General features: G+C 64.0%; 24 protein-coding genes and 1 tRNA gene. 15 read left to right on the forward strand and 10 right to left on the reverse strand.

What is annotated here, in order from left to right; all coding sequences use genetic code 11:
* The first annotated feature begins 96 nt into the window (after nucleotides 1–96).
* Nucleotides 97–1,443, forward strand: coding sequence for a class II 3-deoxy-7-phosphoheptulonate synthase (locus OCX61_RS20115; RefSeq protein ID WP_261941071.1), 1,347 nt, complete (start codon nucleotides 97–99; stop codon nucleotides 1,441–1,443).
* Here the strand turns inward: OCX61_RS20115 and OCX61_RS20120 are convergent.
* Both OCX61_RS20120 and OCX61_RS20125 read right to left on the reverse strand, forming a co-directional pair.
* Nucleotides 1,424–2,644, reverse strand: a complete 1,221-nt coding sequence (locus OCX61_RS20120; RefSeq protein ID WP_261941072.1) for a winged helix-turn-helix domain-containing protein — start codon at nucleotides 2,642–2,644, stop codon at nucleotides 1,424–1,426. The two genes, OCX61_RS20115 and OCX61_RS20120, sit on opposite strands and share 20 nt — an antisense overlap.
* 145 nt (nucleotides 2,645–2,789) lie before the next feature.
* Entirely contained in the window at nucleotides 2,790–3,008 is a 219-nt protein-coding gene (locus tag OCX61_RS20125) for a DUF1127 domain-containing protein (RefSeq protein WP_261941073.1), read from the reverse strand.
* A gap of 96 nt (nucleotides 3,009–3,104) precedes the next feature.
* On the opposite strand from OCX61_RS20125, the gene OCX61_RS20130 reads away from it, so the two are divergent.
* Complete coding sequence (locus tag OCX61_RS20130; protein ID WP_261941074.1) at nucleotides 3,105–3,956, forward strand: LysR substrate-binding domain-containing protein; 852 nt, start codon at nucleotides 3,105–3,107, stop codon at nucleotides 3,954–3,956.
* 29 nt (nucleotides 3,957–3,985) lie between these two features.
* On the opposite strand, the gene OCX61_RS20135 is transcribed toward OCX61_RS20130, so the two are convergent.
* On the reverse strand, nucleotides 3,986–4,735 hold the full coding sequence (locus OCX61_RS20135; RefSeq protein ID WP_261941075.1) for a sulfite exporter TauE/SafE family protein: 750 nt from the start codon (nucleotides 4,733–4,735) through the stop codon (nucleotides 3,986–3,988).
* A gap of 140 nt (nucleotides 4,736–4,875) precedes the next feature.
* Here OCX61_RS20135 and OCX61_RS20140 point away from each other — a divergent pair, with 140 nt between their 5' ends.
* The 3 genes from OCX61_RS20140 to OCX61_RS20150 all read left to right on the forward strand — a co-directional run bounded on the left by OCX61_RS20140 (nucleotide 4,876) and on the right by OCX61_RS20150 (nucleotide 6,913).
* A complete protein-coding gene (locus OCX61_RS20140) occupies nucleotides 4,876–5,832 on the forward strand; it encodes a LysR family transcriptional regulator (protein ID WP_261941076.1) in 957 nt (318 codons plus the stop codon).
* Between the two features lie 55 nt (nucleotides 5,833–5,887).
* Nucleotides 5,888–6,343 (forward strand): MarR family winged helix-turn-helix transcriptional regulator, encoded by a 456-nt coding sequence (locus OCX61_RS20145; RefSeq protein WP_027919493.1) that lies wholly within the window; start codon nucleotides 5,888–5,890, stop codon nucleotides 6,341–6,343.
* A 141-nt stretch (nucleotides 6,344–6,484) separates the two neighbouring features.
* Nucleotides 6,485–6,913, forward strand: coding sequence for an organic hydroperoxide resistance protein (locus OCX61_RS20150; protein WP_023632623.1), 429 nt, complete (start codon nucleotides 6,485–6,487; stop codon nucleotides 6,911–6,913).
* 57 nt (nucleotides 6,914–6,970) lie between these two features.
* On the opposite strand, the gene efp is transcribed toward OCX61_RS20150, so the two are convergent.
* Together efp and earP are read right to left on the reverse strand one after the other, a co-directional pair.
* Nucleotides 6,971–7,540, reverse strand: a complete 570-nt coding sequence (efp, locus tag OCX61_RS20155) for an elongation factor P (protein ID WP_027919495.1) — start codon at nucleotides 7,538–7,540, stop codon at nucleotides 6,971–6,973.
* Nucleotides 7,541–7,588: 48 nt separating this feature from the next.
* On the reverse strand, nucleotides 7,589–8,722 hold the full coding sequence (gene earP / locus OCX61_RS20160) for an elongation factor P maturation arginine rhamnosyltransferase EarP (protein WP_261941077.1): 1,134 nt from the start codon (nucleotides 8,720–8,722) through the stop codon (nucleotides 7,589–7,591).
* A gap of 131 nt (nucleotides 8,723–8,853) precedes the next feature.
* Here earP and OCX61_RS20165 point away from each other — a divergent pair, with 131 nt between their 5' ends.
* Together OCX61_RS20165 and OCX61_RS20170 are read left to right on the forward strand one after the other, a co-directional pair.
* Nucleotides 8,854–9,252: a hypothetical protein gene (locus tag OCX61_RS20165; protein ID WP_261941078.1), complete on the forward strand. Its 399-nt coding sequence runs from the start codon at nucleotides 8,854–8,856 to the stop codon at nucleotides 9,250–9,252.
* A 2-nt stretch (nucleotides 9,253–9,254) separates the two neighbouring features.
* Nucleotides 9,255–9,725, forward strand: a complete 471-nt coding sequence (locus tag OCX61_RS20170) for a GreA/GreB family elongation factor (protein ID WP_261941079.1) — start codon at nucleotides 9,255–9,257, stop codon at nucleotides 9,723–9,725.
* Between the two features lie 114 nt (nucleotides 9,726–9,839).
* On the opposite strand, the gene OCX61_RS20175 is transcribed toward OCX61_RS20170, so the two are convergent.
* Nucleotides 9,840–10,772 (reverse strand): LysR family transcriptional regulator, encoded by a 933-nt coding sequence (locus OCX61_RS20175; protein ID WP_261941080.1) that lies wholly within the window; start codon nucleotides 10,770–10,772, stop codon nucleotides 9,840–9,842.
* 117 nt (nucleotides 10,773–10,889) lie between these two features.
* On the opposite strand from OCX61_RS20175, the gene OCX61_RS20180 reads away from it, so the two are divergent.
* The 4 genes from OCX61_RS20180 (at nucleotide 10,890) to OCX61_RS20195 (ending at nucleotide 15,969) form a co-directional block, all read left to right on the forward strand.
* Nucleotides 10,890–11,639, forward strand: a complete 750-nt coding sequence (locus OCX61_RS20180; RefSeq protein ID WP_261941081.1) for a 3-oxoacyl-ACP reductase family protein — start codon at nucleotides 10,890–10,892, stop codon at nucleotides 11,637–11,639.
* A 330-nt stretch (nucleotides 11,640–11,969) separates the two neighbouring features.
* Nucleotides 11,970–13,151, forward strand: coding sequence for an MFS transporter (locus OCX61_RS20185; protein ID WP_261941082.1), 1,182 nt, complete (start codon nucleotides 11,970–11,972; stop codon nucleotides 13,149–13,151).
* A 119-nt stretch (nucleotides 13,152–13,270) separates the two neighbouring features.
* Complete coding sequence (locus OCX61_RS20190) at nucleotides 13,271–13,651, forward strand: hypothetical protein (protein WP_054883694.1); 381 nt, start codon at nucleotides 13,271–13,273, stop codon at nucleotides 13,649–13,651.
* A gap of 179 nt (nucleotides 13,652–13,830) precedes the next feature.
* A complete protein-coding gene (locus OCX61_RS20195; RefSeq protein WP_261941083.1) occupies nucleotides 13,831–15,969 on the forward strand; it encodes a TonB-dependent siderophore receptor in 2,139 nt (712 codons plus the stop codon).
* A gap of 134 nt (nucleotides 15,970–16,103) precedes the next feature.
* Here the strand turns inward: OCX61_RS20195 and OCX61_RS20200 are convergent.
* Nucleotides 16,104–16,193: transfer RNA gene (locus tag OCX61_RS20200), tRNA-Ser, on the reverse strand.
* A gap of 290 nt (nucleotides 16,194–16,483) precedes the next feature.
* Here OCX61_RS20200 and OCX61_RS20205 point away from each other — a divergent pair.
* The 3 genes from OCX61_RS20205 (at nucleotide 16,484) to OCX61_RS20215 (ending at nucleotide 19,109) form a co-directional block, all read left to right on the forward strand.
* Entirely contained in the window at nucleotides 16,484–17,173 is a 690-nt protein-coding gene (locus OCX61_RS20205) for a crotonase/enoyl-CoA hydratase family protein (RefSeq protein WP_261941084.1), read from the forward strand.
* Between the two features lie 181 nt (nucleotides 17,174–17,354).
* Entirely contained in the window at nucleotides 17,355–18,074 is a 720-nt protein-coding gene (locus tag OCX61_RS20210; protein WP_261941085.1) for a lysophospholipid acyltransferase family protein, read from the forward strand.
* A gap of 63 nt (nucleotides 18,075–18,137) precedes the next feature.
* Nucleotides 18,138–19,109 (forward strand): magnesium and cobalt transport protein CorA, encoded by a 972-nt coding sequence (locus OCX61_RS20215; RefSeq protein WP_261941086.1) that lies wholly within the window; start codon nucleotides 18,138–18,140, stop codon nucleotides 19,107–19,109.
* 105 nt (nucleotides 19,110–19,214) lie between these two features.
* On the opposite strand, the gene OCX61_RS20220 is transcribed toward OCX61_RS20215, so the two are convergent.
* A complete protein-coding gene (locus OCX61_RS20220; RefSeq protein WP_261941087.1) occupies nucleotides 19,215–19,949 on the reverse strand; it encodes an amidotransferase in 735 nt (244 codons plus the stop codon).
* Between the two features lie 479 nt (nucleotides 19,950–20,428).
* Here OCX61_RS20220 and OCX61_RS20225 point away from each other — a divergent pair, with 479 nt between their 5' ends.
* The gene (locus tag OCX61_RS20225; RefSeq protein WP_261941088.1) at nucleotides 20,429–21,229 is read left to right on the forward strand and encodes a c-type cytochrome; all 801 of its coding nucleotides are present in this window, start codon (nucleotides 20,429–20,431) and stop codon (nucleotides 21,227–21,229) included.
* A 254-nt stretch (nucleotides 21,230–21,483) separates the two neighbouring features.
* On the opposite strand, the gene OCX61_RS20230 is transcribed toward OCX61_RS20225, so the two are convergent.
* Nucleotides 21,484–21,816, reverse strand: a complete 333-nt coding sequence (locus OCX61_RS20230) for a ribonuclease E inhibitor RraB (protein ID WP_261941089.1) — start codon at nucleotides 21,814–21,816, stop codon at nucleotides 21,484–21,486.
* 174 nt (nucleotides 21,817–21,990) lie between these two features.
* Nucleotides 21,991–22,227 (reverse strand): hypothetical protein, encoded by a 237-nt coding sequence (locus OCX61_RS20235; RefSeq protein WP_261941090.1) that lies wholly within the window; start codon nucleotides 22,225–22,227, stop codon nucleotides 21,991–21,993.
* Nucleotides 22,228–22,254 lie beyond the last annotated feature (27 nt).

Here is a 22,254-nt window from a genome sequence, read left to right on the forward strand (position 1 = left end):
AAAAACGCGCATTGTCCGCCAACGCCCCGGATGCAACAAGCTCGGCGCCGCTGTTACCATGGCAGGCAGCCTATAACAGACAAGACCGAGCCCGTGATGAACCGACCGTGGAGCCCCGACAGCTGGCGTGCCCTGCCGATCCAGCAGCAACCGACCTACCCCGACGCCGCGCACCTGCTCAAGGTCGAGCAGACCCTGGCCAACTACCCGCCGCTGGTGTTCGCCGGTGAGGCGCGCGAGCTGCGCCGGCAGTTTGCCGAGGTCACCGAGGGCCGTGCCTTCCTGCTGCAAGGCGGCGACTGTGCCGAAAGCTTCGCCGAGTTCTCGGCGGCGAAGATCCGCGACACCTTCAAGGTGCTGCTGCAGATGGCCATTGTCATGACCTTCGCCGCTGGCTGCCCGGTGGTGAAAGTCGGGCGCATGGCCGGGCAGTTCGCCAAGCCGCGCTCTTCGGGCGACGAAACCATCGGCAACGTCACCCTGCCGGCCTACCGCGGCGACATCGTCAACGGCATCGGTTTTGACGAAAAAAGCCGCGTGCCGGACCCGGAGCGCCTGCTGCAGGCTTACCACCAAGCCACCGCCAGCCTCAACCTGCTGCGCGCCTTCGCCCAGGGCGGCTTTGCCGACCTGCACCAGGTGCACAAGTGGAACCTCGACTTCATCGCCAACTCGGCGCTGGCCGACAAGTACCACCAGCTGGCCAACCGCATCGACGAAACCCTGGCCTTCATGCGTGCCTGTGGCCTCGACAGCGCGCCGCAACTGCGCGAAACCAGTTTCTTCACCGCCCACGAAGCGCTGCTGCTCAACTATGAAGAAGCCTTCGTGCGCCAGGACAGCCTGACCGGCGACTACTACGACTGCTCCGCGCACATGCTGTGGATCGGCGACCGCACCCGCCAGCTCGACGGCGCCCATGTCGAGTTCCTGCGCGGCGTGCACAACCCGATCGGGGTCAAGGTCGGCCCGAGCATGAACCCCGAAGAGCTGATCCGCCTGATCGACACGCTCAACCCGGCCAACGACCCCGGCCGCCTCAACCTGATCGTGCGCATGGGCGCCGGCAAGGTCGGCGCACACCTGCCGAGGCTGATCCGCACCGTCGAGCGCGAGGGGCGCAAGGTGCTGTGGAGTTCCGACCCGATGCATGGCAACACCATCAAGGCCAGCAGCGGCTACAAGACCCGCGATTTCGCGCAGATCCTCGATGAGGTCAAGCAGTTCTTCCAGGTGCACCAGGCCGAAGGCAGCCATGCGGGTGGCATTCATATCGAGATGACCGGGCAGAACGTCACCGAGTGCATCGGCGGCGCCCGGCCGATCACCGAGGATGCCCTGTCCGACCGCTATCACACCCATTGCGACCCACGGATGAACGCCGATCAGTCGCTGGAACTGGCCTTCCTGATCGCCGAAACCCTCAAGCAGGTGCGGCGCTGAGCAAGGCCTGACGCAACTGGCTGCCCTCTGCCCGAGGGCAGTTCAGTTGCACCCGCTCCAGGCCCAGCCACTGGGCCATGCGCAGCAGATTAGCCGCCAGGGCTTGATAACCCTCTTCGTCCAACGCTATCGATTCCGCATGCACGGCGTGCACCGCCAGTTGCCCAAGGGCGCGCTCGGCGCGCAAGTCCAGGCGCGCGGCGATGCGTTCGCGGTAAAGGAAAGGCAGCACGTAGTAGCCGTACACCCGCTTGTGCGCCGGGGTGTAGATTTCCAGGCGGTAGTGGAAATCGAACAGCCGCTCGGTGCGGCTGCGCTCCCAGACCAGTGAATCGAACGGCGACAGCAGCGCACTGGCGTCGATGCGCCGGGGGATGCGCGGCGTGCCAGCACAGTAGGCGAGCTGCCTCCAGCCCTGCACCTCGACCGGCTGCAGGCGACCATCGGCGACCAGCTCGTCGAGCGCCGCCCTGCCCTGGCCGGGCTCGAGGCGGAAGTAATCGCGCAGGTCGCGCTCGGTGGCCACGCCCAGCGCCGTGGCTGCATGCAGCATCAGGCCTTGGTGGGCTTCTGCTTCGCTCGGCAGCGCCTGCTCGAGAATCGCCTTGGGCAACACCTTTTCCGGTACGTCGTAGAGCCGTTCAAAGCCCCGGCGCCCCGCCACCGTCACTTCACCGGCGGCGAACAGCCATTCCAGCGCGTGCTTTTCTTCGCTCCAGTCCCACCACGGGCCGGCCCGCTCCTGACGGGTAGACAAGCTGCCCGCGCCCAGCGCGCCCTGTTCGCGCACGGCCGCCAGCACACGGGCGATCACGTCCTGGCGTTCGCGGCCGAACTGCGCGAGCTGGCGGTAGATGCCGCGGCCATCGGCGGCATGGGCCATGCGCCAGCGCAGCAGCGGGTAGAGGTTGAGGGGCAATAGCGAGGCCTCGTGGCCCCAATATTCGAACAGCTGCCGCTGGCGGCCACGGCCCCAGGCGAGCTGGTCGAGCATGGTCGGCGGGTAGTTGCCGAGGCGGGAGAACAGCGGCAGGTAATGGGAGCGAACCACGGCGTTGACCGAGTCGATCTGCACGACGCCCAGGCGCTGGAGCATGCGTTTGAGTGCGGGCAGCGCCGGAGCGGACTCGTACTGTTTACCAAATCCTTGAGCTGACAGGGCCAGGCGCCGAGCTTGGTTGATGGACAACTTGAGGGGCAAGCCTGATCTCCTTGTGGCGTCTGTTCCGGCCCTTTCGCGGGGCAAGCCCGCTCCCACAGGGATAGCACTGCCTCAGGCAAGATGGGTTCCTGTGGGAGCGGGCTTGCCCCGCGAAAGGGCCGGCAAGTCCACCGACAAACTTAGCTCATTTACGCAACGGGTCATCCCAGAAATGCCGGTCGGCCTCTTGCTGGATGTCTGCCCGGCTCAAGCCCAGATCATGCAAGGTCGCATCACTCAGGCTGGCCAGTTCCTGGCGCTGGCGGTACAGCTGCAGCCACCGGGCCGGACGGTCCAGGGCCACATGCCACAGGTGGTTCAGGGAAAAGGCAGGTTGCTGGATGCTGCTGACTTGACCTTTCATCGTGAAGCCCTCCGTGTTGATGGCTTCAGTCTCTGCCCAGGCTTAAGATCAATCCAACGAATGTTTCTGATGCCATGCATCTCGGAGATTGATGCAATGTCCCAGTACCAGAGCCTCGATGCCGACGTGCTGCGCACCTTCGTCGCCATCGCCGAGCAAGGCGGCTTCACCCGCGCCGGGGAAGTGGTCAACCGCACCCAGTCGGCAGTGAGCATGCAGATGAAACGCCTGGAGGAAGACATCCTGCAGCGCCAGCTGTTCGAGCGCGAAGGGCGCCAGGTCCGGCTCACGGCCGAGGGCCAGGTACTGCTGGGCTATGCCCGGCGCATCCTCAAGCTGCATGGCGAGGTGTTCAACACCCTGCGCATGCCGCACATGGTCGGGATGGTGCGCATCGGCACACCGGATGACTACGCCATGCGCTTTCTGCCGACCATTCTCTCCAGCTTTGCCCAGGCTTACCCGCTGGTACAGGTGGAGGTGCATTGCGACTCCTCCAAACAACTGATGCTGCGCCAGGACCTGGACCTGACCATCGTCACTCGCGAGCCCGGCAACGAGGTTGGCCAGTTGTTGCGCCAGGAGCGCCTGGTATGGGCCGCCGCCGAAGGTTTCTGCCCGCAGGAGCAGCGGCCAATGCCGCTGGCGCTGTTCAACAGCGACTGCTTCTGCCGCGCCTGGACCTGCAATGCCCTGGAGGCCCAGGGCATCGATTACCGCATCGCCTACACCAGCCCCAGCCTGGCAGCGATCTTCGCCATCGTTACCGCGGGGCTGGCGGTGACGGCGCAACTGCAGAGCCTTGTAGGTGGCAACATTCGCATACTTGGCGAGAACGAAGGCTTACCGCAGTTGCCAGTGGCCAACGTGATGCTGCTGCGCAACAGCCAGAGCCAGTCGCCGATCACCGACTGCATGGCCGATTACATCGTCGAAGGATTCCAATGATTTGGGGCCGCTTTGCGGCCCCGGCGATCTTACAGTTCAAACGCCAACATCACCGCACACACAACCAGAAACACGCAGAACATCGCCCGCAATACCTTCTCTGGCAGCGCATGGGCCAGTTTCACCCCCCAGCTGATACTCAGCAGCCCACCGACCGCCAATGGGATCCCCACTCCCCAGTCGACACTGTGATGCACCCCATAGGTCACCAGCGTCACCAAGGTGCTCGGTGCCGCCAGCGCCAGCGACAGCCCCTGCGCCACCACCTGAGTAGTGCCGAACACACTGGTCAGGATCGGCGTTGCCACCACCGCCCCACCCACACCGAACAGGCCGCCCATGGTCCCGGCAAAGCTGCCCAGCACACCCAGCCACGGCCAGGCATAGCGCAGCTCGGCAGTGGGTGGCGAAACCTTGAGGAATATCCGCGCCACGTTCCATACCGCCAGCGCCACCAGGAAGCCGACAAAGCCCAGGCGCATGGCGTGGGCATCGATGCCCACCGCCCAGATCGACCCCAGCCAGGCGAACAGGAAGCTGCACAGAGACAACGGCAAGGCATGGCGCAGTTCAATGCGGTTGCGCTGGTGATAGCGCCACAGTGCCAGCAGCACGTTCGGCACCACCATCACCAGCGCCGTGCCCTGGGCCAGTTGCTGATCAAGGCCGAACAACACCCCCAGCGCCGGGATGGCGATCAGCCCGCCGCCAATGCCGAACAACCCACCCATGGTGCCAAGGCCTGCGCCCAGCACGATATACAACAACCACTCGATCATCAGGGTCTCACCCGCCTGTTTGCAATGCGAGCATGCTAACGATTGCGGGCTGGCAGGGAAACGCACAGCAACGCACAATGGCTGTGCGTATTTCGCAAAGCCAAACGGCGCAAAACCACAAGCGCAAGAGCAAAGTGACCATGAGCCCCGACGCCCTCACCGACCAGTTGAGCCTGTTCCTCGACGTGCTGGAAACCGGTAGTTTCTCTGCTGCCGCCCGTCGCCATCCGCTGACTCCCTCCGCCGTGGCCCGGCGCATCGACAGCCTGGAGAACGCCGTCGGCAGCCGCCTGTTCACCCGCAGCACCCACGCCGTGCGCGTCACCCCGGCAGGCAATGCCTTCGCCGAGCGCGCCCGGCGCATCATCGAGGAGCTGCGCCTGGCCCGTGCCGAAGCGGTATCACTGAGCAATGCCCCAGAAGGCCTGATCCGCATCGACGCCCCGGCCGCCTTCGGCCGCCGTCACCTGGCACCGGCGATCGCCGACTTCCTGGTGGCCTATCCAGGCCTGGACGTGCAGCTGCGGCTGATCGACAGCTTCGTCGACCTGCACGGCAGCCACCTGGGCGAGGTCGACCTGGTGCTTCGCGCCGGCCCGCTGGCCGACACCCGCCTGGTCGCAACAAAACTGGCACACATGGTGCGCATTGCCTGCGCCAGCCCTGCCTACCTGGCCAGCCGCGGCGTGCCCAGCTGCCCCAGCGAGTTGCCCGGCCACGATGGCCTCGACTGGGACGGCCTGGCGCCACCGTTCGCCTGGCGCTTCGCGGTCGGCGGGCAGATGCGCCTGTACCGCCCGGCACGCATGCGCATGGCCGCCAACAACGCCGAAACCCTGCTATTCGGTGCCCTCGCTGGCCTGGGCATCGCCCACCTGCCGACCTGGCTGATCAGCGACTACCTGCTGCGCGGTGAACTGGTGCCGCTGTTCTGCGACAACGGCCTGCCCGAGGCCGAAACCAGTGGCATTTATGCACTGCGCCTTGAACATGAAACGAACTCTCGCAGCCGTTTGCTGCTCGAATTTCTCAAGAGCCGCTTCAGCCCGGTGCCACCCTGGGACCTGGCGCTGCGCAGTGAACTGCGCTGGCAGTAAGCGCCCCCACCTTCAGCGTGCTAGATTTCTCCATTGATGACATTCAAGGACCTGCATGAACGCCAACACCCAAGCTTCCTGTGACGAGCTGCTGCTGGACAACCAGGTCTGCTTCGCCCTGCACTCCACCTCGTTGCTGATGACCAAGGTCTACAAGCCGCTGCTGCAAGCGCTGGGCCTGACCTACCCGCAGTACCTGGCCATGCTCGTGCTGTGGGAACAGGACGGCCTCACCGTAGGTGAAATCAGCCAGCACCTGCTGACCGACCCTGGCTCGCTCACGCCACTGCTCAAGCGCCTGGAAAGCGAAGGCCTGCTGCAGCGCAACCGCAGCCGCGAGGATGAGCGGGTGGTGCTGGTGCAACTGACCGACAAAGGCCGCGCCTTGCAGCAGCAGGCCCGGGAAGTGCCACAGTGCATCCTCAAGGCCAGCGGCCGCAGCCTCGAACGCCTGCAGCAGCTGCAGGCCGACTTGCTGGAGCTGCGCGACAGCCTGCAAAAAAACCTCTGACGGCTACGCTGTGTGATGCCCGTTCGGACGAGCGGTGAAGATTTATCTTGCGCACTAACTAATTGCGCGCTAATTTAAATCCCGTACTCACATGACGCCACCTGATGACCAGGGGCGCACAGCACACTAGCGAGGCTCAAGATGCAAAAGGTCACTCCGCTGTACATCGCAGAAGCCACCTCCACCGGCGGTCGCGACGGCAAATCCCGCTCCAGCGACGGCAAGCTGGAAGTCAAGCTGAGCACCCCCAAGGAACTCGGCGGCGCCGGTGGTGACGGCACCAACCCTGAGCAGATGTTCGCCGCTGGTTACTCGGCCTGCTTCATCGGCGCGCTGAAGTTCGTTGCCGGCCAGGAGAAGAAAGCCCTGCCTGCGGATGCCTCGATCACCGCCAAGGTCGGTATCGGCCAGATTCCCGGTGGTTTCGGCCTGGACATCGACCTGCACATCAACCTGCCGGGGCTGGCTCAGGCCGATGCCGAAGGCCTGGTGGAAAAGGCCCACAAGGTCTGCCCGTACTCCAACGCCACCCGCGGCAATGTAGATGTACGCCTGCATGTGACGGTGTAAATCACAGGCACAAAAAAACCCGGCCAAGGCCGGGTTTTTTGCGTTTCGCAAGAAGGATTACTTCTTGGAGCGGCCTTTGAAGCTGTTGTCGCGAGTGTCGATGTCGATCCACTCGTCGATAGCGATGAAGTCGGCAACCTGGATCTCGGTACCGTTTGCCAGCTTGGCAGGCTTCATGACTTTACCGGAAGTGTCGCCACGAGCAGCGTTCTCGGTGTAGACGACCTTACGGCTGATGGTGGTCGGCAGTTCAACCGATACCAGGCGGCCTTCGAAGAACACGGCTTCGCAGACGTCTTCCATGCCTTCTTCGATGTACGGCAGAACGGCTTCGATGTCCTCGGCGTTCAGCTCGTACATGGTGTAGTCGGTGGTGTCCATGAAGGTGTATTCGTCACCGTTGATGAACGACAGGGTCGCTTCTTTGCGATCCAGGATCACGTCGTCCAGCTTGTCGTCCGCACCGTACACGGTTTCGGTCTTGTAGCCGGTCAGCAGGTTCTTCAGCTTGGTCTTCATGATCGCGCTGTTACGGCCCGACTTGGTGAATTCAGCTTTCTGAACCAGCCACGGATCGTTGTCGATGCGCAGAACGGTACCGGGTTTGATTTCTTTACCAGTTTTCATTGCAAAATATCCGAATCTGGATGGATTTATAAAAATCGAGGCCGCGTATCATAGCGAATTTCGGTAAAAGTGTACTAGCGCTGCGGCAAGGTCCGGCCGAGCGGCCTGACTCACCACCCAATCCGCGGCGTGCTGCTGCAGTTCCGCCCAGTGTTTGCGGGCACCTTGCCAGGCCGCGTGCATGTCACGGTCCATGTTCCAGGCACGCCACAGGGCCAGCAGCGCCTCACTGGCAGCGTCCGACAGGCCCTGTCGATATCGGGCGAGGAAGGCTTCGAGCTTTTCCCAGTGGGCATTCTCGTCCTGCACATAGATATGCCACAGCATCGGCCGGCCGGCCCACTGGGCGCGCACGAACGAATCCTCCCCTCGTACCGCGTTGAAATCGCAGCTCCACAGCAAGCGGTCATAATCATCCTGGCTGACGAACGGCAGGATCTGCACGGTCAGGGTGCCACGCTGGTGCACATCGCCGGCTTGCAAGGCCTGCTCACCGAGCCAGGCGCCCAGGTCGCCGAGGATACGCCCCTGTGGGACCAGCAGGTGAACCGGCTCGGCATCATCGACCAGGGCATCGAGCCAACGGCCCAGTTGCGCGTTTTCGTAGGCAAACAGCGACATCAGCAGCGCACCTGGCTGCAACTGCACACCCAGGCCCTGGAGGAACGCCGCACGCGCCTCGGCCGATTGCTCGAAGGCCTGCCGACGCGGCAGCAGGCTGGCTTCGCGCAACAACCCGCCGGTCCCGGCGGTGAACCCTGGGAAGAAAAACACCTTGCGCAGGCCATTGGGCTGGGGCGATGGCAAGCCATGACAACCTTCCACCCAGTCCTCGGCGCTGAGGTATTCCAGGTTCAGCCACAGCACCGGCGAGGTGCGCACGCGCATCGCTTCGACGTAGGCTGCGGGCAACTGGCAGGCAAAGGCCCCGATCACCACATCCGCCGGCGCCGCGGGCTGCCAGTCGTCGGGCCAGGCACGTACATCCACACCCTGCTGCCATTGCTGCGCCGCACCTGCATCGGCGCCTGGGCACAGCGGCACGAAGGCATTCAGGTCATCCACCCACAGGCGCACCGCCAGGCCGTGCTCGGCCACCAGTTGCCGGGCCAGGCGCCAGGTCACGCCGATATCGCCATAGTTGTCGACGACGCTGCAGAAAATGTCCCAGGTGGTTTTCATGTGCCCTGCCTCGCCCTGCGCAAAAACCGCGAATTCTGCGGATAAATTGTCGCCGACAAAAGCACCGCACGGCAAAAAGCGCCAGCGCCATGCGACAATGGCCGCCTCGCCCGCCCTGCCAGGAGGCCGCCATGCCCCGCCACCGTGAACTGAAGATCACCCTCAAACCGCTGCAGCTGATTTTCTGCGTGGCCTTTGGCCTGTGGCTTGGCGCCGTGGCGATCGCCCTGAGCCTGTGGCTGGCCTTGCAGCTGTGGCCCGAACAGGTGCAACCGGTGGCCCAGGCAGTGGCCCCTGCCTACAGCAAGTCGCCAGCGGCGGCGACACCGGCACAGCCGCAGGACGCGCAAAGCGAGATGTTCGAGCGCTACAAGGACATCCTGCACAAGCAGGAAATCCAGCAGGCCGCCGAGGCGGCCCAAGGCAACCCGCGCAACCTCAACAGCCCCAAGTGCCAGTTCTGGCTTGCGCAGAACCGCACCGCGCCGACCGACAAGAGCCAGGCCAACGTTCTGGAGTTCTGTTACTGACCATGGACAAGGCCCTCCTGCTAAGCCGCATCATCACGGCCCTGGAAACCGACATGGAGGTGCTGCGCCGTGCGGCGCAGACCGCCTACGAGGCGGCCACCGCCGAAGAGAACATCGCCGAAAACAAGTACGACACGCTCGGGCTGGAGGCCTCGTACCTGGCCACCGGTCAGGCACGGCGCACCGCCGAAATTCGCCAGGCGCTGCTGACTTACCAGCAGTTGCTGCTGCGCGAGTATGACCCGGCGCGGGGTGTGCAGGTGAGCAACCTGGTGACGTTGGAAGATGAACGGGGTGACCAGCGGGTGCTGTTCCTCGGGCCTGAGGCGGCGGGGTTGAAAATTGGCGAAGGGGAGGAACTGGTGACCGTGATTACCCCGCGCTCGCCCCTGGGGCAGCAGTTGATAGGCAAGAAAGTCGATGATGAGCTGGGTCTTGGTCCTCAGCTTTTCTACATCATCAATATTGCCTGACAGGGCCCTTTCGCGGGCAAGCCCGCTCCCACAGGCATCGCACAATGCCCAAGACTGTGGTGATCCTGTGGGGGCGGGCTTGCCCGCGAAAGGGCCGGCACAGGCGACACACCTCTAGGCCAATGCATCAAAGCGCCCCGCCAACCCCCGCTCGGCAAACTGCTCTACCACAAAGTCGATGAACGCCCGGGTCTTGCCCGGCAACAGCTTGTGCTCGGCGTAATACAAGCTGATGGACCCATCATCCACATACCAGTCCGGCAGCACCCGCTGCAGCTGCCCGGCCTCCAGATAAGGCACGGCGAACGGCAAGCTGACCAGGGCAATCCCCAACCCCTGCTGCGCCACCGCGCACGCCGCATCCGAATCGCTCATGGTCATCGCCTGGCGCAACAGCAACGGCTGCTGTTGCTGCCAGCGGCTGGTCAAGGGCCAGGAGCGTACCCGCCCGGTCTGTGGCGAGCGGATCAGAATCCCGTCATGGCGCTGCAACCCCTGCGGGTCTTCGATGGCGGCATGCCGGCCCAGGTACGCGGGCGCCGCCACCAGCACCCGATGCGCCGGGGTCAGCTTGCGCGCCACCACCCCAAGCGGCAGCTCGAAACCACCACCAATGGCTGCATCGAAGCCCTGGCCGATCAGGTCGACCTGGCGGTTGTCGAAATGCCAGTCCGGGGTGATCGCCGGGTAGCGGCGCAAGAACTCACCCAGCAGCGGCAGCACGTACAGGCGGCCGAATACGGTGCCCATGCTCACCCGCAGCAGCCCGGCCGGCTGGCCCTCGGCGCTGGCCAGGTTGGCCACGGCGTACTGGATGGTCCGGAAGCTATCGCTCACCTCGCCCAAAAAACGTTGCCCCGCCTCGGTCAAGGTCAGCTTGCGCGTACTACGCTGGAACAGCCGTACCCCAAGGCGCGCTTCCAGTTGGGCGACGTGCTTGCCCACTGCCGCCGGGGTGATGCTCAGGCGCCGGGCCGCCTCGGCGAAACTGCCCACCTCGGCACTTCGGATGAAGCACTCGAGGGCGTTGAAAGACTCCATGGCCATGATTGCCAACCAAAGGTTTACTCTGCTGATAGTGATTGCCATCTTATCAGCAGGTAATCATCGGTCGATACTGCGTCCATCCAAGGCATTCGGCCTTGCTTCCAGCAGGAGATCAGCATGTCCAAGCAACTTACCCTCGAAGGCAAAGTCGCCTTCGTCCAAGGCGGCTCGCGCGGTATTGGCGCGGCCATCGTACGGCGCCTGGCCCGCGAAGGTGCACAGGTGGCCTTCACCTACGTCAGTTCCGCCGGCCCGGCCGAAGCGCTGGCCGAAGAGGTCAAGGCTGCCGGCGGCCAGGCCCTGGCGCTGCGCGCCGACAGCGCCGACGCCGCCGCCCTGCAACTGGCGGTGGACGATACCGTGAAGGCGTTCGGCCGCCTCGATATCCTGGTCAACAACGCCGGCGTGCTGGCCGTGGCGCCGCTCGCGGAGTTCGACCTGGCCGACTTCGATCGCACACTCGCGGTCAACGTACGCAGTGTGTTCGTCGCCAGCCAGGCAGCCGCCCGCTACATGGGCCAGGGCGGGCGCATCATCAATATCGGCAGCACCAATGCCGAGCGCATGCCGTTTGCCGGCGGCGCACCGTACGCCATGAGCAAGTCGGCACTGGTCGGCCTGACCAAGGGCATGGCCCGCGACCTGGGCCCGCAGGGCATTACCGTGAACAACGTGCAACCGGGGCCGGTGGACACCGACATGAACCCGGCCAGCGGCGAGTTCGCCGAAAGCCTGATTCCGCTGATGGCGATCGGGCGGTATGGGCAGGCGGACGAGATCGCCAGCTTCGTGGCGTATCTCGCCGGGCCTGAGGCGGGTTACATCACCGGGGCCAGTTTGTTGGCCGATGGTGGGTTTGCGGCTTGAGGGGGGGTGTGAAGGCGGCAATGTGCAGGGCTTGAGCTGTATGCTGGTGCAGAGATCGAGCGCCGCCCGCGCGGCGCATCGCGAGCTGCGCTCGCTCCTACGTTTGTTTCGGGCCAATTATCCCTGTGGGATTTGCGCGCGAACGCCTTGGCGCATGACGCGATATCGTGTCGTACCAACAAGGCGGTCGCGCGCGCCTGTCACAGACATTACTGGCCCGAAACAAACGTAGGAGCGAGCGCAGCTCGCGATGCGCCGCGCGGGCGGCGCTCGATCTCACAGGCGCAACAAAATCATCGACGAACACCCCCAACCCCCAACGAGACCCCCATGAAATCCCCCTCCCTCAGCCGCGCGCTGATCCTGCTGATGGCCACCGCCACCGGCCTGGCCGTGGCCAGCAACTACTACGCCCAACCGCTGCTGCACAGCATCGCCCAACAGTTCGGCCTGAGTACCGCCAGCGCCGGCAGTATCGTCATTGCCGCGCAACTGAGCTATGGCGCCGGCCTGCTGCTGCTGGCGCCGCTGGGTGACCTGTTCGAGCAGCGCCGGCTGATCGTGGTGATGACCGCCATTTCCACCCTCGGCCTGGTCATCAGCGCCTGTTCCCCAAGCCTGCCCTGGCTGCTGCTCGGCACCGCGCTCACCGGCCTGTTCTCGGTGGTGGCGCAGATCCTCGTGCCAATGGCCGCCACCCTGAGCGAGCCGCATCAGCGTGGCCGCGCAGTGGGCACGTTGATGAGCGGGCTGCTGCTGGGCATCCTGCTGGCGCGCACTGCGGCCGGCTTCATGGCCGAGCTGGGCGGCTGGCGCAGCATCTATGTGCTGGCCGCGGCGCTGATGGCGCTAGCGGCACTGGCGCTGTACCGCAACCTGCCCGAGCACAACAGCCATGCCGGCTTGAAATACCCGGCGCTGATCGGCTCGGTGTTCCGCCTGTTCATCGAAGAGCCCGTGCTGCGCCTGCGCTCGCTGCTGGGCCTGTTGGCATTCAGCCTGTTCGCGCTGTTCTGGACACCGCTGGCGTTCCTGCTGGCGCGCGAGCCCTACCACTACTCCGACGCCGCCATCGGGCTGTTCGGCCTGGCGGGCGCGGCCGGTGCCCTGGCGGCCAACTGGGCCGGGCGCCTGGCCGACCGTGGCAAGGGCTCGCTGGGCACCACCGTTGGCCTGGTGGCGCTGCTGTTGTCGTGGGTGCCGCTGGGCTTTGCCGAAAGCTCGCTGCTGGCCTTGCTGCTGGGCGTGCTGGTACTGGACCTGGCCGTGCAGCTGGTGCACGTGAGCAACCAGAATGCGGTGATCGCCTTGCGACCTGAAGCACGTACCCGGCTGAATGCCGGCTACATCACCTGTTACTTCATCGGTGGTGCGCTAGGCTCGTTGCTGGGCACGCAGCTATTTCAGCGACAAGGGTGGATGGGCATCGTGGTGGCAGGCCTGGCGATCGGCACACTGGCCCTGGTGGTATGGGGGCTGTCGCAGCGCAAGGCCGCGGCGCAGCTAGCCTGAAGCCACCATTGAGCGCGACGGGCTGTCGCATTACCCTCCGTCGCCTGGTCGTTGACTTGCCTGCCCCGGCGGCGCTCAGTAGGCGCTGGTCAAGGACCTTTCACTGACAGGACGAATCAATGACAAGACTCACGGTGCAATCCGGCGATTTCTTGCAAGGTGAAGGCGAGTTTCGCAATGGATCGCTCACACTCAAGACCCCGCGCAGCCCCTCACCTGGCGAACGCATTTCACTTGCCCGCATCGCTGACCTGCGCCTGGCCAGCCTGGAGTCTAGCCGCAGCCTGGGTACCGCCCTCGGCTGGGGCGTGGCCGGGGCGCTGGTGGCCGGCCCGGTGGGCCTGCTTGCCGGCCTCTGGCTAGGCGGTAAAGAGGAAGAGGCCACCTTCCTGGCCACTTTCAAGGATGGCCGTAAACTGATGGCCATCACCGACGGCAAGACCTGGTCGAAAATAGACGACACCTGGCGCCAGCACCGCCGCCCGCCACCTGCCGATTGAACCCCAGCGGGGCTTGGCCCTGTTAAGATAGCGGCCCTTTTTTCGCCTGTTCCGGCCTTTTCGCGGGTAAACCCGCTCCCACAGGTTCCGCACTGCTTTCATGGGCAGTGCCGTACCTGTGGGAGCGGGTTTACCCGCGAAAGGGCCTGCGCGGTATCTGCCCCAAGGACGCTCTCTGCATGCCCCTGCTTCGCCCCCACCTGCCCCTGAGCCTGCTCAGCCTGGGCCTGGCCCTGCACAGCCCCCATGGCCTGGCCGAAGGCAGCCTGGAACTGGCCCCGGTGCAAGTGTCCGATACCTACGGCGATGAGGGCTACCAGGTTCGCGAGGCCTCGGTCGGCGGCTTCCAGCCCGCGCCACTGCTCGATACCCCGGCCTCGGTCAGCGTGTTCAGCCAGCAGCTACTGGAAGACCGCCAGGTCCGCCTGCTCAGCGAAGTGCTGCAAAGCGACGCCTCGGTGGGCGATAGCTATGCCCCGATCGGCTACTACGAAAACTTCAACGTGCGCGGCTTCGAGCTCAATGCCGCCAGCAGCTACCGCATCAACGGCCAGACCATCGCCGGCGAGCAGAACGTGGCGCTGGAGAACAAGCAGCAGGTCGAGCTGCTCAAGGGCCTGTCCGGGCTACAGAGTGGCGTATCGGAGCCTGGCGGGCTGATCAACTACGTGACCAAGCGCGCCGCCGACGTACGCAGTGTGACGGTTTCGACCAACGCGCAAGGCGAGCGCTATCTGGCCACCGATCTCGGCGGCTGGTTCGGCAGCGAGCGCCAGTTCGGCCTGCGCGCCAACCTGGCCCATGAGGACATCCGCTCCTACGTCGACCATGCCGACGGCCGGCGCGACTTCGCCTCGCTGGCCTTCGACTGGCAGATCAGCCCCGATGCCACCTTGCAGCTGGACGCCGAATACCAGCACCGCGAGCAGCGCTCAGTGCCGGGCTACCAGCTGCTGGGCGGCAGCGAACTGCCCCATGACATCGACCCGAGCGACCGCCTGGCCTACCAGCATTGGGCCAAGCCAGTGCAGACCGACGCACTGAACCTCGGTGGGCGCTTCGAGTACCGCTTCAACGAGGCCTGGAGCGGCACCTTGAGCGCGTCACGCAGCCAGGTGGTGATCGATGACTACAGCGCGTTCGCCTGGGGCAGCGAGGGCGGCTGGCAGTCACACTTCAGCCCCGACGGCGACTACGACATCTACGACTTCCGCAGCCCCGACGATACCCGCCGCACCGATGAGGCCCAGGCCATGCTCAATGGCCATTTCGACGCGCTGGGCGTGCAGCACGACCTGACCGTGGGCAGCAGCGCCCAACGCCGCACGCTCGATCAACGCCCCTATTACAACGAGCTGGTCGGCAGCGGCAACATCTATACCGGCGCACCGGCTGTGGCGCCATCGGGCAAGGCGGTCGGCGCCAGCGAAAAGCGCCTGGACAGCCGCCAGTACGGCCTGTTCGTCAGCGACCGCATCCGCTTCAACGAGCAATGGCAGACCGTACTTGGCGCCCGCGAAGTGCGCCTGGATGAAAGGACCTGGGACGAGAACGGCGTGGCCGGGCGCCATACCCGGCAATACCAGCTGCTGCCCAATGCCGCGCTGATCTACAAACCCCGCCCCGACACCACGGTGTATGCCAGCTACGCCAAGGGGCTGTCGGCTGGCGGCACAGCGCCCTGGTATGCCAGCAACGCGGCCGAGATTCTCGCCCCCACCCTCTCGCACCAGCTGGAGCTCGGCATCAAGCGTGACTGGCAAGGCATGAGCTTCAGCGCCGCGCTGTTCCAGATCCGCCAGGCGTACCAGTACGCACGGCCGGAAGGCGACGGCAGCTACACCTATGTGCAGCAGGGCCAGCAGAAGAACATCGGCCTGGAACTGGGCGCCAGCGGCTGGGCAACCTCGAACCTGCAGCTTCAGGCCAGCGCCGCGGCGATTCGCGCCCGGGTGCAGGACAGCGGCACCGACGCCTATGAAGGCCATCAGGCGATCAACGTGCCGCGACTGCGCGCAGCCCTGCAGGCCGAGTACAGCCTGCCAGTGCCTGGCCTGGCACTGCTCGGTGGGGCGCGCTACAGCGCCAGTAAATATGCGAGCCAGGCCGGCAACGTCGAGGTGGGTGGGTATACCGTGTTCGATCTCGGCAGCCGCTATCGCACACGCGTGGGTGGCTATGACACGACGCTGCGGCTGACGGTGGATAACGTCTTCGACAAGCGCTACTGGCGTGATGTGGGGGATTACCTGGGCGACAACTACCTGTTCCAGGGGGCGCCGCGGACGGCGCGGCTGTCGGCTTCCATCAGTTTCTGACAGCTTCGTAGAAACCCTGTGGGAGCGGGCACGCCCGCCCCCACAGGGTCCGCGCAAGGCTCAGAAGTTTGGGCACAAACTGCCCAGAATGCAAAAAGCCCCCGAGCTTTTCAGCGCGGGGGCTTTTCAGAATGTGGCGGTGAAGAAGGGATTTGAACCCTTGATACGATTTCTCGTATACACACTTTCCAGGCGTGCTCCTTCGACCACTCGGACACTTCACCGTTTTCTCTTCAAGGCTTTCACCCCGTCGAGGCGCGCTAATTTAGTAGAAGAGCTTTTCTTTGGCAAGCATTTTTTTCAAATTTTTCATGCATTTAAGCCAACCCACTGAAAACCCGAGGTTGCCAGGGCAATGCTGCCAATCTCGCCAGCGCTTTTACCCGCTGCAAACGCTCTGCCCGCGCCATGCAAGGCATCGCGTCCCGGCGCTGACTGGCCAGTCAGCCTTGCTGCTTTACCTGGCCTGCCGTGCTGGGTAACGTCGTCGCCACGCCACCCAAAGGATTCCGCCATGAGCGAGCTGATTACCTACCACGCCGAAGACGGCATCGCCACCCTGACCCTGAACAACGGCAAGGTCAATGCCATCTCGCCGGACGTCATCGCGGCCTTCAATGCCGCCCTCGACCGCGCCACGCAGGAGCGTGCCGTGGTGATCATCACCGGCCAGCCGGGCATCCTCTCCGGCGGTTACGACCTCAAGGTAATGACCTCCGGCCCCAAGGAAGCCGTGGCCCTGGTCACCGCCGGTTCCACCCTGGCCCGGCGCCTGCTGTCGCACCCGTTCCCGGTGATCGTCGCCTGCCCCGGCCATGCCGTGGCCAAGGGCGCCTTCCTGCTGCTGTCGGCCGACTACCGCATCGGCGTCGAAGGCCCGTACAAGATCGGCCTGAACGAAGTGCAGATCGGCATGACCATGCACCACGCCGGCATCGAGCTGGCCCGCGACCGCCTGCGTCGCTCGGCCTTCCACCGCTCGGTGATCAACGCCGAGATGTTCGAGCCCAAGGATGCCCTGGATGCCGGTTTCCTCGACAAGGTGGTGCCGGCCGAGCAGTTGCTGGAGATCGCCAAGGGCGTTGCCGGTGAGCTGAAGAAGCTGAACATGCTGGCGCACAAGAACACCAAGCTGAAAGTGCGCAAGGGGCTGCTGGACGCCCTGGACGAGGCGATTCTGCTCGATCAGGGCCACATGGGCTGACCTGTACCGGCCCTTTCGCGGGTAAACCCGCTCCCACAGGTACAGCGCTGCACTCAGGGTCAGTGATATACCTGTGGGAGCGGGTTTACCCGCGAAGAGGGCGCACCGGCTTACACCAGGGTTTGCCCCGGCCAGTGCACAGCCGTACACTGCGCCGCGACTGTCTGGTGTGAGTCGTACCATGCTTTACTCGCTTCGCATGCTCCTGCTAGGGCTGCACTTTCTGCTGGTGGGCGCCGTCGGCCTGCTGATCGGCCTGCTGCGCCCCTTCAACCGCGACAACAGCCGCGTCTTTGCCCGCCTCTACAGCCTGCCGGCCACCTGGCTGATGCGCATCAAGGTCAAGACCGAAGTCGGCCCGCTGTGGGACCAGCCGCCTGGCTGCGTGATCGTCGCCAATCACCAGTCCAACTTCGACCTGTTCATCCTTGGCCATGTGGTGCCGCAACGCACTGTCGCCATCGGCAAGAAGAGCCTCGGCTGGATTCCGTTGTTCGGCCAGCTGTTCTGGCTCGGTGGCAATGTGCTGATCGACCGCAAGAACGCCTACCAGGCGCGCAAGGCGATGCAGACCACCACGCGCATCCTGCGTGACGACACCTCGATCTGGATCTTCCCGGAAGGCACGCGCAACCCGGCAGAACAGTTGCTGTCGTTCAAGAAAGGCGCGTTCCACATGGCCATCGAAGCCGGCGTGCCCATCGTGCCGGTGTGCGTCAGCCGCTATGCCCGGCGCCTGAACCTGAACAGCTGGCGGCGGCGGACCGTGATCGTGCGCTCGCTGCCACCGATCGCCACCAGCGGCCTCAGCCAGCAGGACCTGCCGGCGCTGATCGAACAGTGCCGTACCCAGATGCAGCAGTGCATCGACCATATGGAAGATGAACTCGGCAATCGCTAGGTTGCTCTGCGCGCCACTACAGCCCAAGCTGTAAGCCGTGTGCAACCGAAAAAGTGGATAACCATGGGTCGAGTCGTGGCATCGGCGGTGTATGCCGCCGGCAGAAAGGTCACCAACATCAGCATCGACGAAGGCAGCGAGTGGGCGCGCAAGCCGGGGCACTTCGTGTGGATCGGCCTGGAAGAGCCCAACGCCGAGGAGCTGGCCAACCTGCAGTGCCAGTTCAACCTGCACGAACTGGCCATCGAGGATGCGCTGGAAAAGCACAGCCGGCCCAAGCTGGAAACCTTCGGTGACGCGCTGTTCATCGTCACCTACTCGCCGGTACGCCACGAAGGCAGGCTGGAGTTCATCGAAACCCACATCTTTGCCGGCAACGGCTACATCATCACCTGCCGCAACGGCCACTCGAAATCCTACGCCCTGGTGCGCCAACGCTGCGAGGCGCGCCCGCTGCTGCTCGAACATGGCGAGGACTTCGTGTTGTATGCCCTGCTCGACTTCGTCACCGAGAACTACCAACCGGTCAGCGAGGCCATTCATGGCGAGATCGAGGAGCTGGAGCGCAGTGTGCTGAGCAACTCGTTGCAGGAAGAAGACATCCAGCGCCTGCACAGCCTGCGCCGCGACATCCTGCGCCTGCGCCGCTATGTGGCACCGATGGTGGAAATCAGCGAGGAACTGCAGCGCCTGAGCTTCCCGTTCATCGACAAGAACATGCGCCCGTACTTCCGTGACGTGCAGATCCACGTCACGCGGCAGATGGAGGACCTGGCCGGGATCCGCGACATCGCCAGCCAGACCATCGAGATCGGCATGCTGCTGGAGTCGTCACGGCAGAGCATCGTGCAGCGCAAGTTTGCCGCGTGGGCGGCGATCCTCGCCTTCCCCACGGCGATTGCCGGGATCTACGGGATGAACTTCCAGAACATGCCGGAGCTGAACTGGCACTATGGCTACTTTGGGGTACTCGGCGTGATTGCGCTGGGCTGTAGCGGGCTCTATGCCAGCTTCAAGAAATCTGGCTGGCTGTGAGGCCTCTTCGCGGGCAAGCCCGCTCCCACAGGGTTCGAATGCGATCCAATAGCAGTGGGAGCGGGCTTGCCCGCGAATGGGCCGCAAGGCAGCCCCGGTAATCGATCAGGCGGCGCTGTCGCTGGCCTTGGCCGGCTGCTGGATGAAGCGCAGCATCCACTCCCCTACCAGGTCGCCCTGGTGTTCGTTGGCCAGGCTGGCAATGGCCTTGTGGTACACCTCGTCCCCCAGGTACTCCTGACGCGCATCGAGCAGCGCCCGCGAGTAATCATGGACGAACTCCGGGTGCCCCTGGAAGCACAGCACCTGGTCGCGAATGTGGTAGGCCGCGTTCGGGCAGAAATCGCTGGAGGCGATCACCGTGGCGCCTTCGGGCAGCTCGGTGACCTGGTCCTGGTGGCTGATAAGCAAGGTCAGCTCGGAAACCTCCGGGTCCATCCACGGCGCATGCGCCGCCAGTGAATAGCGGTGAATGCCCACCCCCCAGCCCTGGTCGGCGCGCTCGGCCTTGCCACCCAGGGTCAGCGCCAGCAACTGGTGCCCGAAGCACACGCCCAGCAGCTTCTCGCCACGCTGGTAGAGCTTGAGCAGGTACGCCTTCAGGGTCTGGATCCAGGGATCACTACCAAACGAATCGGCCTTGCTGCCCGTGACCAGGTAGGCATCGAAGCGTTCACCGTCGGGCGGGTAGTCGCCGTTCATCACGTTGTACACACGAAACTCGGCTGCGATCGGCTGACGCGAGAAGAGCTGCTCGAACATCCTTCCGTAGCCCTGGTACTGCGCGGTCAACTCCGGTCGCAGGACATCGGTTTCAAGGATGCAGATGCGTAACGACATAGGGATAGTCCTGAACGACATGGGTGGGAATCTGGTGTAGAGACTGACGCGAAAGCCACGTACAAGCAAGTAGGCTGCACTGACGAACGGTCACATTTTGTCGGGGAACCGCGGGTGGATACGCGGCTGTCTAGGCAGAGCGTGCCAGCGGGATGGCCACTGGCCTCATAGCCGATCCGAATCGAAAATCTAGCCGCTTAGAACAAAGGGTTCTCAATAATGGATAACGCTCACCCTGCGGGTGGTTTATATCCACATACATGAGGCAAGCAGACCCGACAAGGAAGCCACCGGGTATTCAGGAATAACAACAAGAAGGCGGTCCGCCATGTTCAGACAATCGAAACTTCGCCAAGCCGGGCTCATTCTCTTCGCCACGACTTTGCTACTGATCCTCCCCAACCTTACGCGGTTGTTCGGTTGACAGCGCCGATGCTTCGCTTGGGTTAATCTTCCGGCTTTATGGTCGGAGATTGCCCATGCGCCATTGCCTTGCCGCGCTAGCCCTGTTGTTGAGCCTGCCGCTATCGGCGGCGCAGTTGCACCTGGAGCTGGGTGACAGCGCCCGGCAGTGGTCCAGTGAAGCACTGCTGAAGCACCCTCAGGCTCGCGATATCGATATCGATCAGGACGTTTCCTACCAGCGGCCCATGCACTATCGCGCCGTGCCTTTGGCAACGCTGCTGCAAGGGGTGAAGGCCGATGACCATCTACAGGCAGTGGCGCTGGACGGCTTTGCCGCAGAAATGCCGGCCGGGCCGTTGCTGCAGGAAGGCCCGGCACGTGCCTGGCTGGCCGTCGAGGACCCGGCCAGGCCGTGGCCGGCGCTGGGCGACGGCAAACCGAGCGCAGGGCCTTTCTACCTGGTCTGGACTAACCCACAGGCGAGCAGCATTCGCCCCGAGCAATGGCCCTTCCAGGTCGCCACGATCCGCCGCCTGGCGCCGGTCGAGCAGCGTTTTCCGGCGCTGCTGCCCGACCCCGCTTTGCCGGCCAACGACCCGGTGCGTCAGGGCTTTGCGCTGTTCCAGCAGAACTGCCTGGCCTGCCACCGGCTCAATGGCGCGGGGGATACTCAGTTCGGGCCGGACCTGAATGTGCCACACAACCCGACCGAGTATTTCCGGCCTGAGTACCTGCGCCGGTACATTCGAGACCCGCAGAGCTTGCGGCAATGGCCGCAGGCGCGGATGCCGGGGTTTACTGAAAGTGTGCTGAGTGAGCAGGAACTGGATGAACTGCTGGCCTATCTGGGCCATATGGCCGGGCGCAAGCCCTGAAAGCGGGGAGGCTTCTTCGCGGGCGTGCCCGCTCCCCTCACGAATATCACTGGGTTTGCGGGCGGTGATATCTCTGTGGGAGATCACCCAACCCTGTGGGAGCGGCTTTAGCCGCGAAGAATCCAACGCGGTGCATGGCACCGGCTGCGCCGGTGTTCGCGGCTGAAGCCGCTCCCACAGTGTCCCTGCATTCAATGAGTTGTGTGCAGTTCTGTGGGAGCGGGCGTGCCCGCGAAGAAGGCAATGCATTCCTTTCAGGCTATCGGCCTTTCGTGCTTGACGCCCCAACCTTCGACTTCGCCGCCATAGGGTGATACGACCTGCTCGAAGGCCTCCTCGAAGTCACCAATGCCACCGTAGGTGGCGTACATGACCTTGCTCAGTTCCAGGTGCCACGCGCCATCGTCCAGTTCACGCACCTGAGCATTCAACGATTCACCACGAAATTGCCCGGCGGCCCGTCGCGCGCCGGCTTCATCTGGAAATACCGCGTAGAACTCGATGGGGTGGATGCGGGTGAAGTCGAAACCGCCAGCTTTCATCTGGCGCAGGACATTGCTGCTGATATCGTCGTTCAGGCTGCTCATGAATCGTCCTCCCGAATAAAGCGATGGATAGACTTTCCGTGCACTACGCACCTGCCGGCATTGCCAGCAGATCGAGCTGATGCAAGACGCGAATTGAATGGGTGCAGGCCCGCAGAAAAGGCCCACACCTCCCACCAGCGTAGTGCCTGCGCAGGCACCACGCCAACCTGTGATTCAGGGCGCTTCGTGAATGCTGGTGATGATCACGCCATTCTGCTCCTTGAGCCAGCGTGCGGTAGGGGATGGAGCGCGGTCCTGGAAGTCGTTGAGGTCCAGTTCATCCATGACCGGAAACAGATGCGAACGGATGGCGCGGGCAGCCTCTTCCTCGCTGGGGCACTGTTCACCGTGCATCAACAAAGTGGTTGGCTCGCCTTTCTGATCGGCAAAGATGACTTCCCACTCTTTCATTGAATTGCCCTCTCAATCAAAGAACAC

The organism is Pseudomonas sp. LRP2-20 (assembly GCF_024349685.1).
In the GTDB taxonomy this organism is placed as follows: Bacteria; Pseudomonadota; Gammaproteobacteria; order Pseudomonadales; family Pseudomonadaceae; genus Aquipseudomonas.